This is a genomic window from Parcubacteria group bacterium CG10_big_fil_rev_8_21_14_0_10_36_14 (assembly GCA_002772895.1).
Taxonomy (GTDB): Bacteria; Patescibacteriota; Patescibacteriia.
In genome coordinates, this window is sequence record PFCS01000061.1 from 1,877 (window position 1) to 2,899 (window position 1,023).

Annotated in this window: 2 protein-coding genes; both read right to left on the bottom strand. The window is 40.1% G+C overall.

What is annotated here, in order from left to right; genetic code table 11:
* A partial coding sequence (locus COU51_04650) for a hypothetical protein (protein PIR66304.1) occupies window positions 1-688 on the bottom strand: 688 nt, incomplete at its 3' end.
* 60 nt (window positions 689-748) lie between these two features.
* Window positions 749-1,012 (bottom strand): hypothetical protein, encoded by a 264-nt coding sequence (locus COU51_04655; GenBank protein PIR66305.1) that lies wholly within the window; start codon window positions 1,010-1,012, stop codon window positions 749-751.
* Between the last annotated feature and the right edge of the window lie 11 nt (window positions 1,013-1,023).

Consider the following 1,023-nt stretch of genomic DNA (forward strand, 5'->3'; position numbering starts at 1 on the left):
TTCCAAACGAATTTGATGCGCCGCCTTCGGCGGGACGGATTGTTTTTTCGCCGAGGAGGAGGTGCGAGCCAAAGATTTCTTTAGCACAGACCTTTTTAGCAAAAAGGTCTGAATCATAAGCAATTTTGTCCAATGATTGAGCGTCTTTTAGCCAGTTTTGGAAAGGTGCGAGCCAATCATTCTGCTTGTGTGAAAGAGAGGTCATTTCTTTTTGGAGCGACTTCTTTTCAGAAAGAAGTTTTGCTTTTTGTAAACAATAATCTGGTTGGTCAATCACTTGGTCAAGATAACCTGTAAGAAGTCGCTCTAATTTTTCCGACAAAGAAGAAATCTTTTTCTTTTTTTCTTCCACACACGCAGTCAAAGACGGGGCGGAGTTTTTGTAGTCTTGCAAAGCAAGACGATTCAATTCTTCCGCCCAGTCTTTGGGCAAAGAAACTTTTTGAATGAGAGATGATAACTGCTTGTCTAATTCTTCGGAACGAAGCGACATTTCAGGACACTTAAAATCTTTTCTCTTTTTTGTGCAACGATAATATGTATATTCGTGAACATTGCCATTTTTCTGTCGCTTCGTTTTGTTTTCAGCAGTTATCATCATTCCGCATGAAGCGCAGGAAATGAGGCCACAGAAAGGTTGAAGCTCATTCTGTGGTTTGCGTTCTGGTTGTCCGCGAAACTTCAACATTTCCTGTGCTTCATCAAAAAGTTTCTTTGAAATGATTGGCTCGTGCTTTCCTTCGTGGATTTAACCACCATATTTGAATAGTCCGATGTAAAATGGATTTGAGATGATAAAAGACGCTTTAGTTTTTGAGATTCTCTTTCCGGTTCTTGTAGTAACGCCGGACTTCTCCAAAAAATTTGATACATCCTCCAGTCGCATATTCCCTTTGACATATTTCTCAAAAGCCAAGCGGATAATACGAGATCTTTTCTTTTCCACCACGATTGTCTTTGTTCTACTATCATTCAAATATCCCACTGGCGCTTGGCTTGGGAATATACCCATTCTGACTTTTT